This window comes from Halorubrum sp. AD140 (assembly GCF_034497445.1).
GTDB lineage: Archaea > Halobacteriota > Halobacteria > Halobacteriales > Haloferacaceae > Halorubrum.
The window spans coordinates 1-1,047 of sequence record NZ_JAXRUU010000332.1 but is presented as its reverse complement, the minus strand read 5'-3'; the positions used below and the strand labels follow the sequence as shown (position 1 = coordinate 1,047).

2 protein-coding genes and 1 pseudogene are annotated in these 1,047 nt (G+C 67.5%); all 3 read right to left on the bottom strand.

Going from position 1 to position 1,047, the window contains the following annotated elements:
• Positions 1-310 (bottom strand): VOC family protein (locus U4E84_RS18635; protein ID WP_322533538.1); only part of this gene is annotated, 310 nt, incomplete at its 3' end.
• Positions 311-518: 208 nt separating this feature from the next.
• Positions 519-725, bottom strand: a complete 207-nt coding sequence (locus U4E84_RS18630) for a hypothetical protein (RefSeq protein ID WP_322533537.1) — start codon at positions 723-725, stop codon at positions 519-521.
• Positions 726-801: 76 nt separating this feature from the next.
• Positions 802-1,047: pseudogene (locus tag U4E84_RS18625) on the bottom strand (hypothetical protein); the annotation flags it as partial.

Below are 1,047 nucleotides of genomic sequence, written 5' to 3'. Positions count from 1 at the left end.
CGGGCTCGACGCTGAAACACAGGTGGTGGACGGCACCCCTGTTGACGCGCTGGCCGCGCGCGGACGCCCGCTCGTCGCTCACGAACACCGTGAGGATCCGGCCGTCGCCGGTGTCGAAGAAGAGGTGCGTCTGCGAGGGGTCGTCGAGGTTCGGCTGCCGCAACACGAGCGGCATCCCGAGCAGGTCGCGGTAGAAGGCGAGCGTGTCCGCCTCGTTGCTCCCCCAGACCGTGATATGGTCGGTGCCGCTGGTGTGGAACGGTGCGTCCGGGAGCTCCGACGTGACCGGAGCCGGGTTCTCGTCGGTCATACTGACCGAAAGGCGACCGAGCCGTATAAAAGCGCGAGGGACGAGACGGTGACCGGCTGACACCGGCGTTATCTGGCGGCGCGACTCAGAGGTGGCAGCCGTCGGACTCCGCTCGGGAGCGCCCGGCGAGTCGCTGTCGCCGGCCGGCCGCAGCGTCGAATCGCAAATCATCGCGGACGGAGCCGTGCCGTCAGCCCCGGAGGAGCCGTCACCGTTGCCAGACGGGCGGCGCGACGCCGAGCGTCCGAACGACGGCGGGATACGCGACGGCGATGATCAAGACGGTAAGCAGCGACGCCCCGAGCCCGAGCCCGCCGAGGACCCGCTCAACGACCGCCAGCGCGACGAACATTGCGACGAACATCACCGCCCAGTGGGGAGCGAGCTGTCGCACTTTCTCCGTTGCCGAACTCATGGTTGCGATAGCACTCCCGACGGGGAGTGACTGTCGGTAGAACGAAGCGAAACCGCGCGAAAACGGCGGTCGACGGTCAGTACCGCGACGGGATGAACGCCATCCCGGCGAGCATGATCGACGACAGGACCGAGAGGACGAGGACGCGCGAGAGGCCGCTGTTGTACTGGTCGAACCGCTCTATCTCGGAGACCTGCGCCTCGTACCCCTCGATGTCGGTCGACATCTGGAGCGTCGACGCGTCGGGGAAGTGCGCGACGTAGTCGGTGTCGCCGATCGTCAGCGTCGACTGCTGTTCGACCTCGACCGTCTCCGTCTCGGT